This window comes from Streptomyces sp. NPDC001020 (assembly GCF_053599115.1).
Genome location: NZ_JBSFLQ010000040.1, coordinates 44774 through 58763 on the forward strand (window position 1 = coordinate 44774; position 13990 = coordinate 58763).

Here is a 13990-nt window from a genome sequence, read left to right on the forward strand (position 1 = left end):
CGCCGCACCGGGCCGGGCCCTCCGCGCGAGCCAGGGTCACCCGTAGGGGGCATACTCCGCCTGTCCGCTCCCCAAAGCGAGCCGGACACAGCAGAGTTGCCCGGGTGCATCGAACGACGACGACCGCGCTCCTGGTCACCGTGACCATCTCCGCCCTCAGCGGCTGTGTGACCGTCCAGCGACCGACCGCTCCCGGCCCGCCTCCGGCACACTCGTCCCCCTCGACACCGCGGCCGGACGGCAGCGCGGGGCCCCGCGCCGTCCAGGCCCCGGCACGGGAAGCACTGGAACTGGTCCGGCCCTCCCCCACCTCGTCACCGTCCGCCGGTCCGCACCGCACGACCACGCCGAGGCCCACCGCCGTACCGGCGGCACCTCCGCCCGGTCCGTCTGCCGAACGGCACCCGAAGCACGCCCGCCCCGGACCACACGTCGGGGCACCGCCCACCGCGGGGATCCCCCGAGACATGGACGTGTGCGCGCTCGGCCGCAGGTACGGCGGCTGGCAGCCGAACAGCACCGAGGCAGCCATCTGCCAACGCACCTACGGGCGTTGAGAACGGAACACGAATCCGGCCCGAACCTCCGCCGAACCTCGTACGAAAGCCCTCCCAAAGCCGTCGGCCCGTGCCCCCACGGCCCCCTATGGCCGCCGCCTCGGCGGCCACAGGGTCTCCCCGCCCGGACCGTCCAGGGGGCCTGGCTCGGGTGCGCCGCCCTCCGGCTCCTCCTCCGCGAGCCGCTGCTCCAGGCGTCCGATCGCCGCCCTGACGCCGTCGCCGTAGCCGTCGTCGCCGAGGGCGCCGGCCGCGCCGCGGGCCCGGCCCAGATGCACCCGGGCAGCCCCGGAGCGGCCGAGCTTCACATAGTCGGCGGCCAGGTTCAGATGCAGCGAGGGATAGAACGCACGTACGACAAGTGCGCCGTCGTGCTCGGCGATGCGCTCCTCGGTGAGTTCCTCAGCCGCCGACAACGCCCTGAGATCCCAGGCCAGTTCGTCGTCCGGGTCGTCCTGTGTGTCCGCCAGGTAGTGAGCGAGCGTGCAGCGGTGCAGCGGGTCACCGTCCTCGCCGATCTCCGCCCACAGCTGCAGGAAGCGGTTACGGGCCTCCTCGCGGTCGCCGCCGTGGTGCAGCATGACGACCTGTCCGATCCGGGTCATCACGGCGTCCGACGCCGCCTGCTCCTGTCGCTTCGCCACCGCGTCCTCCACGCTTGTCGCCCGTCCCCCATGACGCTAGCCCCCGCCCCTGGCAATCGCGCTCAGGCGGCTCCGTACGAGCACTGGGCCAAGCCGGTGACGGCTGGGGCCACGACTGGCGGGGCGGGGACGCAGCAGTCCCCGCCCCGGGGCTTCACCCCAGATTCGGGATCGTCCAGTCGATCGGCTCGTGTCCCTGTCGGGCCACCGCCTCGTTGATCTGCGTGAACGGCCGCGAGCCGAAGAACTTCTTCGCGGACAGCGGGGAAGGGTGCGCACCCTTGACGACAACATGCCGCGTCTCGTCGATCAATGGCAGCTTCTTCTGCGCGTAGTTGCCCCAGAGCACGAACACGGCCGGGTCGGGCCGGCTCGCGACGGCACGGATCACCGAGTCCGTGAACTTCTCCCAGCCCCTGCCCTTGTGCGAGTTCGCCTCGCCCGCGCGCACCGTCAGCACCGCGTTGAGCAGCAGTACGCCCTGCTGGGCCCACGGCATCAGATAGCCGTTGTCCGGGATCGGCGTGCCCAGCTCCTCCCGCATCTCCTTGTAGATGTTCCGCAACGAGGGCGGTGTCTTCACACCGGGCCGCACGGAGAAGCACAGGCCGTGTCCCTGGCCCTCGCCGTGGTACGGGTCCTGGCCGAGGATCAGCACCTTCACCTGCTCGTACGGTGTGGCGTCGAGCGCGGCGAAGACCTCCTCACGCGGAGGGTAGACGGGACCCTTGGCACGCTCCTGCTCGACGAACTCCGTGAGCTCCTTGAAGTAGGGCTGCTGCGGTTCGTCACCCAGCACGCCCCGCCAGGACTCCGGCAGCATGGCGATGTCGGTCACGTCAACTTCCTCCGATGTGCGGTCGCTTCCAGGTCTCAGAACCTACAGGCGCCCACTGACAACCCGCTTCCGAGCCTCCGCGCGGCCCGGCTACCAACTGGTCTTGCGGTGCAGCTCCCACATCTTCATGATCGTCGACGGGTCCAGGGCCTGCTCCCCGCCGGAGATGTCCTCGCTCGCCGCCACGAACTGCTTGCCCTGCCACAGCGGCAGCAGCCGCGCGTCGTCGACGAGGATCTGCTGGGCCTGCTGGAACTCCTCGACCACGTTGGCGCGGTCGCTCTGGCGCCGGGACTTGGGCAGCAGTACTCCGGTGATCTGCTTCGCCGGGTAGGGCGTGCCGAGCGCGTTCTGCTCGCCCACGAACGGCGCGATGAAGTTGTCGGCGTCCGGGAAGTCGGGGAACCAGCCCCGCCCGGACACCGGGTACTCGCCCTTGTTGGCCCCCTGCTCGTACGTTTTCCAGGGGCGGCTCTTGAGGGTGACGGTGAACAGGCCCGACGCTTCGAGCTGGCTCTTCAGCTCACGGAACTCCGGGGCGGTCTCGGAGCCGTAGCGGTCGGTCGTGTACCAGAGGGTGAGCGGCACGCGGTCCGTGATGCCCGCTTCCTGGAGGATCTTGCGCGCCTCGGAGGGACTCGGGTCGCCATAGCGGTCGAAGAAGCCCGCGGTGTGCCCGGTGAGCCCGGTGGGGACCATCGAGTACAGCGGGTCCACGGTGTCCTTGTAGACCTTGTGCGCGATCGCCGGGCGGTCGACTATCTGCGCGACGGCGCGGCGGACGGCGAGCTTCCCGGCCCACGTGTCCTTCGGGTTGAAGACCAGATAGTTGATCGTGATGCCCACGCCCTCGACGAGCTGGAGGCCATCCTTGGAGGCATCGCCCTGGAGGGAGACGATGTCGGAGGAGGCGAGCCCTCGGTAAGTGACGTCGATCCGCTTCTCGCGCAGGGCGGTGACCATCTCGCCCGAGTCCTGGAAGTACCGGATGGTGACCGCGTCGTTCCGGAGCTTGTTGGCGCCCTCGTAGTGGTCGTTGCGGAGGAGTTCGGCCTGACTTCCCTCCTCGTACGACCCGAGGCGGTAGGGGCCGGAGCCCACGACCTTGCCGTCCTTGCGCAGCGAGCGGGCCGGGTATTCGCCGGGGTCGACGATCGACATCGCGGGCGTGGCCAGCACGAACGGGAACGTCGTGTCGGACTTGTTGAGGTGGAAGACGACCTCGCGGTCACCGCTCGTGGTGACGCGGTCGAGGCTGCCGAGCAGGCCCGCCGGACCGCCGGGAACGTTGATCGCGCGAATACGGTCGATGGAGTACTTCACGGCCCTCGCGTCCAGCGCGTGCCCGTTGGAGAACGTCATGCCCTTGCGCAGCACACAACGGTAGGCACGGTTCTCGCCGCTGGTGAAGGAGCAGCTTTCGGCGGCGTCGGGCTGGGGCACCGTCGTGCCCGTCGGGTAGCTCAACAGGGTCTGGTAGACGTTGCGGAACAGTTCCCAGGAGCCGTCCCAGGAGGCGGCCGGGTCCAGTGTGCTCGGAGCACTGGTGGTGCCCACGACGATCGGCTTCTCTTCGGTGGAGGACGACGAGGAGAGGAAACCGCAGCCGGTCACCAGGGTGAGGGACGTGATCGCCGCCAGCCGACGCAGACAACGAATCCGGTTGAACACGCGCGCTCTCCTCGTTCTGCCGTACCAGGGTTGGCGGCAGACCCTACCGCAGCGCCCCACCGGCTGAACCGGGTTCGCGTAGGTTCTTGATCAGCACGTGATGACGACGTTGTCATCCGCTGTCTTTCCGGCGTACCTCGGCACGGGCTCCTCTCCACCCACGGGGCGCCCGTGCCGGAGGTTCACCTATCCGACCCCGGCGTTCAGGAAGATGCCGCCGTCGACGACGAGCGTCTGGCCGGTGACCCAGTCGGACTGGTCCGACGTGAGGAAAGCGGCGGCGCCGCCGATGTCGGAGGGCACGCCGAGCCGGCCCAGCGGGTAGGCCGCGGTGACCTCCTCCTCGCGGCCCTCGTACAGGGCCTTGGCGAACTGGGTCTTCACCACGGCCGGTGCGATCGCGTTGACCCGTACCCCGGGCGCGAACTCGTGCGCCAACTGCTGGGTCAGGTTGATCATCGCGGCCTTGCTGACGCCGTAGGCGCCGACGAAGGGCGAGGCCGACAGGCCCGCGACGGAGGCGATGTTGACGATCGCGCCGCCGTTGTCCTTCTGCCAGGCGTGCCAGGTCCGCTGCGCGAAGCCGAGCGCCGAGATCACGTTGGTCTCGAACACCTTGCGTGCGACACCCAGGTCGAGGTCGGCGATCGGCCCGAACACCGGGTTCGTACCGGCATTGTTGACCAGGTAGTCCACCCGGCCGAACGCCTCCATGGTGCGCTCCACGGCGACGGCCTGGTGGGACTCGTCGTGGGCCTTGCCCGCGACGCCGATGACGCGGTCCGAGCCGAGGCTCTCGACGGCCTTCTTGAGAGCTTCCTCGTTGCGTCCGGTGATGCAGACGCGGTCGCCGCGGGCGACGAGGGCCTCGGCGACCCCGTATCCGATACCACGGCTGGCGCCGGTGACGAGGGCGACCTTGCCGGAGGGTTCAGGCAGTGCAGTCATGTTCCGTGTTCCCCTGGCCCTTAGTCGAGCGGTCCACCGGCGACGTACAGCACCTGGCCGGAGACGAATCCGGCGGCGTCGCCCGTGAAGAAGGCGATCGCGTTGGCGATGTCGTCGGGCTCACCGACGCGCTGCACGGGGATCTGGGTGGCGGCGGCGGCCTTGAAGTCCTCGAAGCCCATGCCGACCCGCTCGGCGGTGGCCTTGGTCATCTCGGTGGCGATGAAGCCGGGGGCGACGGCGTTGGCGGTGACACCGAACTTGCCGAGTTCCTTGGCCAGGGTCTTGGTGAAGCCCTGCAGACCGGCCTTGGCGGCGGAGTAGTTCACCTGGCCGCGGTTGCCGAGCGCGGAGGACGAGGAGAGGTTGACGATGCGGCCGAAGCCCGCGTCCACCATGTGCTTCTGCACCGCGCGCGACATCAGGAAGGCGCCGCGCAGGTGCACGTTCATGACCATGTCCCAGTCGGAGACACTCATCTTGAACAGCAGGTTGTCGCGGAGCACGCCCGCGTTGTTGACGAGGATCGTCGGCGCGCCCAGCTCCTCGGCGATCCGCGCCACGGCCGCCTCGACCTGCGCCTCGTCCGAGACGTCGCAGCCGACGGCGATGGCCTTGCCCCCGGCGGCGGTGATCTTCTCCACGGTGTCCTTGCACGCGGCCTCGTCGAGGTCGATCACCGCGACGACCCGGCCCTCGGCGGCCAGTCGTACGGCGGTGGCGGCGCCGATGCCGCGCGCTGCGCCGGTGACGACGGCGACGCGCTGCTCAGTGGTGGACATTTCTGGTTCTCCTCGCCCTTGGAAAGCCTGGAACACCTTCGGGAAATCTGCGGGCCCCGCGGTACACCCAACGGGTGAGCGACCGCTTAGTACCTTCAGTAGACGTGACGCTAGAAGCACTGGCACCCGGTGTCAACGGCACACCGGGTGCGTGTGATCCATTACCTCACCAGGAGGTCCAGCAACCGCTCCGCCTCGGCCGCGGGGTCGGTGGTCAGCCCGGTGTGCACGGGCCCGGGCTGGACGACCGTCGAGCGGGGGGCGATCAGCCAGCGAAAGCGTCGCCCGGCGTCGTCGCCTGCCGCCTGCCCCGCCTCCACACCACCCGCGCACACGCCCTCGACGGCGCGGAGCGCGGCGCGCACGCCGGCCACGTCCGCGTCCGGGTCCAGCGCGAGCAGCTTCGTCACATCCAGGTGCGTCCGGGCGGCGACGAACGACTTGGCACGGCAGTACACCAGTACGCCCGCGTTGATGCACTCGCCGCGTTCGACGCGCGGCACGACCCGCAGCAGCGCGTACTCGAAGACGTCCCGCTCGCTCACTTGCCCCCCTGAAGGGTCTCGATGCCCTTGATGCGTTCGTGGATGACGGCGGCGCGGGCGAGCAGCGGCCGGGCGTACGCCCGTCGCAGCGCGTCCGGTGCGTCGAAGCCGGGCTCGCCGGCCAGCCACTCGTCCGGGATCCCGGCGGTCACCTCGGCCAGCAGTTCCTCGGTGACGAGCGGCGCCAACTCGGCGGCGGCGCCCGCGACGTCCGGCGCGAAGGGGGCGAGGGCGTGGTCACAGGCGTCGTAGGGCCGGGCGGCGGAGGCCTCGGCGCCGGGCCAGTTGTGGTGCCAGATCATGGTGGCTCCATGGTCGATGAGCCACAGGTCACCGTGCCACATCAGCAGGTTGGGGTTGCGCCAGGAGCGGTCGACGTTGCCCACGAGCGCGTCGAACCAGACGATCCGCCCGGCTTCCTCGGGGCCGATCTCGAACGCGAGCGGGTCGAAGCCGATCGCCCGGCTGAGGAAGTCCATGCCGAGGTTCAGTCCCCCGCTCGCCTTCAGCAGTTCCTGCACCTCGGGGTCCGGCTCGCCCAGGCCCAGCACCGGGTCGAGACCGACCGTCACGAGTGAGGGCACACGCAGGCCGAGCCGACGGGCGAGTTCGCCGCAGACGACTTCGGCGACGAGCGTCTTGCGGCCCTGCCCGGCTCCGCGGAACTTCATGACGTAGGTCCCGAGATCGTCGGCCTCAACGAGCCCCGGCAGCGAACCGCCCTCGCGCAGCGGCGCGATGTAGCGGGTCGCCGTGACGTGTGTAAGCATTTCGCCAGGCTATGCGATGCCTGGGCCTTACAATCCACGCCCGGTCCTGGATACGCACGTCCCGGGGAGCGACCACGGTCACCCTCGTGGTCATGTAGCGGCGGGCCCCGGTCCACTCGTTGTTCTACGGCCGCGTCCACGGGCACGGTGCCCCAGCGGAACGTATGACACATCCGCAGGAAGTGTCATACCTGCGGGATGCCCCTGCCGACAGGCAGCCGCCGTATACCGGTCCGTGGCGGTGTCATTGGTGCGATACACGTCCACGCCCGCATGCCACGTGTCCGGGTCAAAGGGTTCCGTTGCGCGGGAAAGCACGAGAGAGCTGCCGGTGAGCATCGAGGAACTGTCGCCCACCCGTCTTCGCCGGCGTGCGAGGGCCCCGATGCAGGAAACTCCGGTTTGCCCGCGCCAGTTCCGCCGCCTGCTGAAATACGACCTCACCTGTTTCGTCCGCCACCCCAGTCATCAGGTGTTCTTTGCCTCCCGGAAACCAGCTCGGTCAACAAACAGCAGCTCCGACTGTGCAGGTTGCGCGATGCAGCACGTCAACCGGCGCGAGGAGATGACCAATGTTTTTCTCCGCAGCGTCCGCGGTTTCGTATTTCCGCCGCAGGTCTCATTTCCCTTTGATCCGGCCGACGCGGTGTCCGGCATTCAGGAATCACTTCCGCCCAGGCCACTGGGGCGTTCGGGTCCCTTCGCCAACAGCGCGTGCGCGCCTTGCCGGCGGCCGATCCCGAGCGGGTCAAGATGTCGACGTCGTCTGAACGACCACCACTCGTAGGCCGTACCTGCATACAGCCCTACGAAACTTCCGTGGAAGGGAACGTCAGCATGACCAGCGAACCGCTCCAGTCCGTCTCTGCACCGTCCCGCCGCACGGTCGTGGCGGCGGTCGGCGTGACGGGACTCGCCACCGCGCTGACCGCGTGCGGGGGCTCGGAAAGCAACTCGTCGACCAAGCCGTCCGGCTTGCCGGACAAGAGCAAGAGCAGTGCCGGCCCGAGCGAGCCCGGCAGCGGGGCGGCCGGCTCCGGTGGCACGGTCCTCACGAAGACCTCCGAGATCCCCGAGGGCGGCGGCAAGATCTTCGCCGACCAGGGCGTGGTGGTGACCCAGCCGACCAAGGGACAGTTCAAGGCGTTCTCGTCCAAGTGCACCCATCAGGGCTGCGCGGTGACGGACATCGCGGACGGTTCGATCGTCTGCCCCTGTCACCACAGCGAGTTCTCGGTGACCGACGGCAGCGTGAAGACGGGGCCCGCGTCCCAGCCGCTGCCCGCCGAGAACATCGCGGTGGACGGGGACTCGATCAAGCTCCTCTGATCCCTGCGTCCTTTCAGGCCCGTGCCGCCCGGCGCAGCGACCTGAGCCGGGTTGGCTCCTCGTCCGCGGTCGCGGCGGTGACGAGCAGCGCCAGGGCGTTGCCGATCAGTTGCCTGTCCGGGCGCTAGACGTAACTCCTGACCGGAGCCGGACCGAGGGCGGCGGCGACCGCGTCCGCCAGCGACCCCGCCTCGTCCGCGGTGAGCGTCGAGACGGTGATCCGGATACCGGGCCGTGCGCTCATCCGGAAGCGGGCGCCGGGCGCGACGGCCCAGCCCGCGTGCAGCAATCGCGCGACCACCGGAGTCTCGTCGGGCACGGGGACCCATACGTTCAGTCCGCTGCGCCCGTGGGCCGTGACACCATGCCGTGCGAGCGCGTCGATCAGCGCGGCACGGCGTGAGTCGTATGTCGCCGCGACCGCTCCGGAGTCCACCGCGTCGTCGGTCCACAGCCGCACCACGGCCCGCTGCAGGATCCGGCTCACCCACCCGGGCCCCAGCCGCTGCCTCCCCCGGACCCGGTCGACCGTGACGGTGTCCCCGGTGAGCACGGCGAGCCGCAGATCGGGCCCGTACGCCTTGGCGACCGAGCGCACGAAGGCCCAGTGCCGGGTGGCCCCGGCGAGGGGGTTGAGGGGCGCGTCGACGATCCCGTGGCCGTGGTCGTCCTCGATCAGCAGAGTCCCCGGGTGCTCGCGGAGCACGGATCGCAGGGCGCGGGCGCGCGAGGCGCTCACCACGGCACCGGTCGGGTTCTGCGCCCGGCCCGTGACGATCAGCGCGCGCGCCCCGGCCTCCAGAGCACCGCTCACGTCGACCGGAAGGGGCCCTTCGTCGTCTACGCCGACGGGGACCATGCGCAGCCCGAGCGCCGGCACGAGGTCGAGGGTGCTGCCCCACCCGGGGTCCTCGACAGCGACCGTGTCCCCTGGCTTGAGGTGGGTGGTGAGGACACGCTCGATGGCATCCAGCGATCCGGAGACCACGGCGAGCGGCCCCTTCGGCACCCCGTCGGCGTCCAGAGCGGCCCGTGCGAGACGCGCCAGTTCCGGTTCCACGGCGACGTCGCCGTACAGAACCGGCTCGCGGTCGCCCTGCGCTCCCGCCGCCGTGAACGCGGTGGCCAAGGGGGGCAGCAGCGCCGGGTCCGGATTGCCGCTCGACACGTCACGCACCCCCTCGGGGACGTCCATGCGCATGTAGTCCCGCCCCGTCGTGGCGGGCGCGGGCCGCACCCGGCTGCCCCGGCGTCCGGCGGTCTCGATCACCCCGCGCTCGCGCAGGATGCGGTACGCGGCCGCGACGGTATTGGGATTCACACCCAGATCGGCCGCCAACTCACGCATAGGCGGGAGCAGTTGACCCGGTTGCAACTCCCCGTCTCCCACCGCGCTCTCGATACTCGCCGCAATCTCCGCTGCGCGCCGCCCTGTGATCCGATATCCTCCTAGCACAAAACATATTATGCACTAGTGCAATGGAGATCGCCCATGGGGACCCAGCAGCCGACGTCGCCGACCGCCGCCTACACGCCGACCGACCGCACCGTCCCCACACGCTCCGCGGACCGGGCGTCGTACGACAGGGAGTTGGTGCACTCGGTCCTCGACGAGGGGTACGTCTGCCACCTCGGTTTCGTCCGCGACGGCGCGCCGGTCGTACTGCCCACGCTCTACGGCCGGGTCGGAGAGCGGCTCTACGTACACGGCTCGACGGGCTCGCGGCCGCTGCGGATGACGGACGAAGCCGACCCGGGGCTTCCGGTGTGCCTGACAGTGACGCATGTCGACGGTCTGGTCCTGGCCCGCTCGGCCTTCCATCACTCGATCAACTACCGTTCCGTGGTGGTGCACGGCATCGCCCGCCAGGTCACCGACCCCGAGGAGAAGCGGACGGCCCTGGACGTGCTCGTCGACCATGTCGTGCCGGGCCGCTCGCGTGACTCCCGCCCCGCCAACAAGAAGGAACTGGCCGCCACCGCGGTGATCCGCCTCGACCTGGACGAGGTCTCCGCCAAGGTGCGCACCGGCGGCGTGAACGACGAGCCCGAGGACCTGCCCCTCCCTCACTGGGCCGGCGTGGTCCCGGTCCGCAAGGAGTACGGCGCCCCGATAGCCGACACCGACCTGGCGCCCGGCATCGAAGTACCGGGCTACCTGGCGGCCCTGTGATGCTGATCCGCCCCTGGGACGCCCCTCGCGACGACACCGAGTGGCAACACTGGCTCAAAGCCCACGACTTCGGGCAACTCGCCGTGAACGGACGGCCGGGCGAGCCGCCCCACGTCCAGCCGCTCCACTTCACCTATGACGCCGAGCGCGGCGAGGCGCTCGGCCATCTGGCGCGCCCCAACCCACTGTGGCCCGCCCTGGAGGCGAACCCGGACGTACTGCTGAGCGTGGTCGACGACTATGTCTACGTCCCCGGCCCCTGGCAGGCCCTGCCGGACACCCCGCCCGAGCACGGGGTGCCGACGAGTTTCTACGCTGCCGTCCAACTACGGTGCACTGCCCACATCGTGGACGATCCGGCGCAGATGGCGGAGTTGCTGAACCGGCTGATCGCCCACTTCCAGCCGGAGGGCGGCTCCGCGCGGGCCTCGGCGGGCGAGGATCCGTATGGCCGCATGCTGCCCGGTATCCGCGGCCTGAGGCTCGAAGTGACGGACGTACAGGCGAAGTTCAAGTACGCCGGCAAGAGGCCCAAGGAGGTCCGGGACCGCATCGCGGCCCGGCTGGCGACACGGGGCGGCCCGCTCGACGCGCAGGCACGCGCGCATCTGCTGCGGCGCGAGCACGAGGCGTGAGGCGTGAGGCGTGAGTCCGGGTGCGGGATCCGCACCCGGACCGCCTGGACGACCCGGGCCCGAGCCGTTCCGTCACACGGGAACCGGCTCCTGCTCCGGCTTCCGTGCCCCGCGCGCCTCCGTCACCGCGAGCCCCGCGACCGAGCCGAGCATCAGCGCGGTGCCGCCGAGAGTCGCCGCCGTCAGCCGCTCGCCGAGCAGCACGACGGCGAGCACCGCGGCGCTGACCGGTTCGAGCAGCATGATCACGGATACGGTGGCCGACCGTACGACGGCGGCGCCCGCGAAATAGAGGGCGTAGGCCAGAGCAGTGGGCACGGCCGCGATGTACGCCAGCAGCCATACGACCCGGCCGGGTTCGGCGGTGTGCGGCACCAGTCCCTCCGCCAGGGCGAACGGCAGCAGGCACAGGCTGGTGATCGCGAACGCCGACAGTGTCGTACCGGCCGCGTCGGTTCCGCCATCGCGGCCCGACCACCGGGTGCACAGCGTCATGACGCTGTAGGCCGCCCCCGACACGACCGCAAGCAGCACGCCCCACGGGCGCACGGTGGCGTCACCGCTGCCGAGCACGAGCACCCCCAGCCCGGCGAGCGCCCCGACGACGGCGGCCACCCCGCCGAGGCCGAGCCGCTCCCCCATCGTGAGCCGGGCGCCGAGCGCCATGAGCACGGGTCCGGCGCCGAGCGTCACGACGGTCGCCACGGCGAGTCCGGTGGCCTCGACGGCCGCGAAGTAGGCGGTCTGGAAGACGGCGAGCCCGAGGCCGGTGACACCGGCCCGCACTGCCTTGCGGCCCAGGGGTTCCGGTACGGCCCTCGGGGCGGGCCGGCGCAGGAGCCGGACGGCGAGCAGCAGGACCAGCCCGCACGCGCAGCGCCAGAAGGAGAGGGCGAAGGGCCCCATGTCACTGGTCCGGTAGACCAGTGAGGCGGCCGCGCCCGCGGTGCCCCAGGCGGCACCGGCGACGATCAGGTAGAGGAGGCCTCGCCCGACGGGCAGGCCCACAACAGCATTCGACACGAATTGTCTCCGCAGATGTGCAGAAGTACGGGAGGCGACCCCGGATCAGCGAGGTCTGCTGACTTCTTCTGCGGGCAGCACCGTTCCGCCCGGCGCTGTGCCGGGCGTGGAATCCGGAGGGCCCGCCTCAGGCGGCCGGAGGCGGAAGAACGAGTGCGTTCGCATGCATGATCCGCACTCTATGCGGCCGTCTCACGGGCTGACAACTCCCTTTCCGCGCCCCCGCTCGCCACCGGCTCCGCGGGGGCCTTGGCGGGCGCCGACGACTGCGCGATGAACGCGCCCACCAGGACGACCGCACCTCCGATGATCTGCGGCACCGAGAGGTGCTCGCCGAGCAGCACCCAGGCCAGGACGGTCGCGATGACCGCTTCGAGGCAGGCCACGACGACGGCGACCTGGGGCGAGAGCCGACGCACGGAGAGCACTCCGGTGACGTACGCGAGCACCGTGGCGATCAGGACGACCCAGAGCAGCAGCACGACGGCGGGCACGCTGGTCCCGTTCATGACCGCGTCGCCCGTGACCACCTTCCAGTCCATGTTCCAGGGACGGGCGACGACGGTGAGCACGGCGGCGCCGATGAGCAGGCCGTACGCGATCACGCCGAGCGGGTCCGGTGCCTCATCGCCCGCGTCGCCGCCCTGGTCGGACAGGACGAAGTAGCCGACCTGGCAGCCGGCGGCGCCGAGCGCGAGCAGCAGCCCCAGGGCGTCGAAGCTCAGGCCCGACCACACCTCGACGACACAGGCCAGTCCGCCCACCGCGAGGACCACGCCGACCGCCGCGGCACGTGTCACGGGACGTCGCTGCACGAACCGCACCCAGCCGAGCACAAGCGCGGGCGAAAGGTACTCGATCAGCAGGGCGACGCCGACGGGTATGCGGGAGATCGCGGCGAAGTAGAACGCCTGGACACCGGCCACGGCGAGCAGGCCGAACCCGGCGAGCAGTGCGGGACGGCGGCGCAGCAACGCCCGATGGCGCACGGCGAGCGGCAGCATCACGAGCGCGGCGCCCGCGACCCGTAGCCACACCACATGGAGGGGGTCGAGCCCCGCCTGGATCAGCGGCTTGGCCGCGACACCCGATCCACCGAAGGCCAGCGCCGACGCGAGGGCGAGCCCCAGCCCGACGCCTCTGCCGTGCTTGCCCTGACTGCCGTTTGACGTATGCACCGGCACATGATGACAGGCAACGACATGAGCGTCACCCCTGATAGCTCCTGTCTCAGAGGATGGACCTGCCCACCCATCCGGCCGGGTTCCCAGCTCCGGTTCAGCGGTCGGCGTCCTCCCGCCACGGGTACTCCTCGACCCCTGCCGCCGCCCCGATCCGCGCGGGCAGCCCCCGGACGTCGACGCCCGCGCGTTCGAGGACCTCGACGGCCCGCGACTCGGGATCCACGACGATCGCGGCGAGCAGGTCGAGCCCGCATGCGCGTGCGTGACCACGCCGCTCGGCACGCGCACAGGCCTCACCCAGGGCGCTCGCCGCCGTCGGCGACCAGCCCTCCGGCTCGCTCAGCACCGGCAGGGCGCCGGAGTCCTCGACACTGCTCTGCCAGCGCAGGCCGTAGCCGATGGCGCGCTGGACGAGGTAGCCGAGCAGCCGTGCGACCTGCGGACCGTCGAAGACCGCACGGACCTCGGGGTCGGACTCGAGCAGCGTGTGCAGCAGATGTGCCGTGTCGATGTGCCGGTCCCCGGCCCGCAGCGCTCTCCTGCGGGCACCCGCGACCACCGCCGTCAGTGCGGCGGTGAGTCTGGCATCGAGGTCCGCGTGGCGCACGCCGCGCTCGGCGGCTGGTTGCTGGAAATGACAGGGTGGCACGTTCCCTACCCCATCAGCCCCGTCGGCCGAGGTCATCCCCGGCGGGCAGCATTTTCACGTCCGACACAGGTTGGGTATCGCTGACCGGGATCTCCTCCTTACGGAGGAGATCGCACTGTTTTCCCCGTAGGGCGCGCACTTCCTCTCTCGCGCCTCCGCCGACTCTCGGGGCGCGTTGCGCGGGGATTCGGAGAACCGGATTCCTGATGGTTCCTCAGTATCGAATGTTCCAGGCTCAGCAG

General features: G+C 70.5%; 15 protein-coding genes. 4 read left to right on the top strand and 11 right to left on the bottom strand.

Translation table 11 applies throughout. The features are described from left to right. The first annotated feature begins 104 nt into the window (after nt 1-104). On the top strand, nt 105-557 hold the full coding sequence (locus ACWDEX_RS30060) for a hypothetical protein (RefSeq protein WP_450467551.1): 453 nt from the start codon (nt 105-107) through the stop codon (nt 555-557). A gap of 86 nt (nt 558-643) precedes the next feature. Here ACWDEX_RS30060 and ACWDEX_RS30065 read toward each other — a convergent pair whose 3' ends face one another. The 7 genes from ACWDEX_RS30065 to ACWDEX_RS30095 form a co-directional block, all read right to left on the bottom strand. Then, nucleotides 644-1201, bottom strand: a complete 558-nt coding sequence (locus ACWDEX_RS30065) for a hypothetical protein (RefSeq protein WP_450467553.1) — start codon at nt 1199-1201, stop codon at nt 644-646. A 154-nt stretch (nt 1202-1355) separates the two neighbouring features. Continuing rightward, nucleotides 1356-2039: a uracil-DNA glycosylase gene (locus ACWDEX_RS30070; RefSeq protein ID WP_450467555.1), complete on the bottom strand. Its 684-nt coding sequence runs from the start codon at nt 2037-2039 to the stop codon at nt 1356-1358. A gap of 90 nt (nt 2040-2129) precedes the next feature. Beyond that, nucleotides 2130-3710 carry an ABC transporter substrate-binding protein gene (locus ACWDEX_RS30075; RefSeq protein ID WP_450467556.1) on the bottom strand — a complete coding sequence of 527 codons (1581 nt, stop codon included), beginning with the start codon at nt 3708-3710 and terminating at the stop codon, nt 2130-2132. Nucleotides 3711-3896: 186 nt separating this feature from the next. Further along, complete coding sequence (locus ACWDEX_RS30080; protein WP_450467557.1) at nt 3897-4658, bottom strand: SDR family oxidoreductase; 762 nt, start codon at nt 4656-4658, stop codon at nt 3897-3899. A 20-nt stretch (nt 4659-4678) separates the two neighbouring features. Beyond that, nucleotides 4679-5440, bottom strand: a complete 762-nt coding sequence (gene fabG, locus ACWDEX_RS30085; protein WP_450467558.1) for a 3-oxoacyl-ACP reductase FabG — start codon at nt 5438-5440, stop codon at nt 4679-4681. 161 nt (nt 5441-5601) lie between these two features. After that, nucleotides 5602-5985 carry a DUF3037 domain-containing protein gene (locus tag ACWDEX_RS30090; protein WP_450467559.1) on the bottom strand — a complete coding sequence of 128 codons (384 nt, stop codon included), beginning with the start codon at nt 5983-5985 and terminating at the stop codon, nt 5602-5604. After that, on the bottom strand, nt 5982-6755 hold the full coding sequence (locus ACWDEX_RS30095) for a HipA family kinase (protein WP_450467561.1): 774 nt from the start codon (nt 6753-6755) through the stop codon (nt 5982-5984). The genes ACWDEX_RS30090 and ACWDEX_RS30095 overlap by 4 nt, the downstream gene beginning before the upstream one ends. 837 nt (nt 6756-7592) lie before the next feature. Here ACWDEX_RS30095 and ACWDEX_RS30100 point away from each other — a divergent pair. After that, the gene (locus tag ACWDEX_RS30100; RefSeq protein ID WP_450467563.1) at nt 7593-8084 is read left to right on the top strand and encodes a Rieske (2Fe-2S) protein; all 492 of its coding nucleotides are present in this window, start codon (nt 7593-7595) and stop codon (nt 8082-8084) included. Nucleotides 8085-8208: 124 nt separating this feature from the next. Here ACWDEX_RS30100 and ACWDEX_RS30105 read toward each other — a convergent pair whose 3' ends face one another. Further along, a complete protein-coding gene (locus tag ACWDEX_RS30105) occupies nt 8209-9540 on the bottom strand; it encodes an aminotransferase class I/II-fold pyridoxal phosphate-dependent enzyme (protein WP_450467565.1) in 1332 nt (443 codons plus the stop codon). Between the two features lie 36 nt (nt 9541-9576). On the opposite strand from ACWDEX_RS30105, the gene ACWDEX_RS30110 reads away from it, so the two are divergent. Next, nucleotides 9577-10257, top strand: a complete 681-nt coding sequence (locus ACWDEX_RS30110; protein ID WP_450467566.1) for a pyridoxamine 5'-phosphate oxidase family protein — start codon at nt 9577-9579, stop codon at nt 10255-10257. Beyond that, nucleotides 10257-10892 (top strand): FMN-binding negative transcriptional regulator, encoded by a 636-nt coding sequence (locus ACWDEX_RS30115; RefSeq protein WP_450467568.1) that lies wholly within the window; start codon nt 10257-10259, stop codon nt 10890-10892. Before ACWDEX_RS30110 ends, ACWDEX_RS30115 begins: the two co-directional genes overlap by 1 nt. A 72-nt stretch (nt 10893-10964) precedes the next feature. Here ACWDEX_RS30115 and ACWDEX_RS30120 read toward each other — a convergent pair whose 3' ends face one another. The 3 genes from ACWDEX_RS30120 to ACWDEX_RS30130 form a co-directional block, all read right to left on the bottom strand. After that, nucleotides 10965-11915, bottom strand: a complete 951-nt coding sequence (locus tag ACWDEX_RS30120; protein ID WP_450467569.1) for a DMT family transporter — start codon at nt 11913-11915, stop codon at nt 10965-10967. Between the two features lie 179 nt (nt 11916-12094). After that, nucleotides 12095-13099: an EamA family transporter gene (locus ACWDEX_RS30125; RefSeq protein ID WP_450467570.1), complete on the bottom strand. Its 1005-nt coding sequence runs from the start codon at nt 13097-13099 to the stop codon at nt 12095-12097. A 94-nt stretch (nt 13100-13193) separates the two neighbouring features. Beyond that, nucleotides 13194-13784 carry a Clp protease N-terminal domain-containing protein gene (locus ACWDEX_RS30130; RefSeq protein WP_450467571.1) on the bottom strand — a complete coding sequence of 197 codons (591 nt, stop codon included), beginning with the start codon at nt 13782-13784 and terminating at the stop codon, nt 13194-13196. Between the last annotated feature and the right edge of the window lie 206 nt (nt 13785-13990).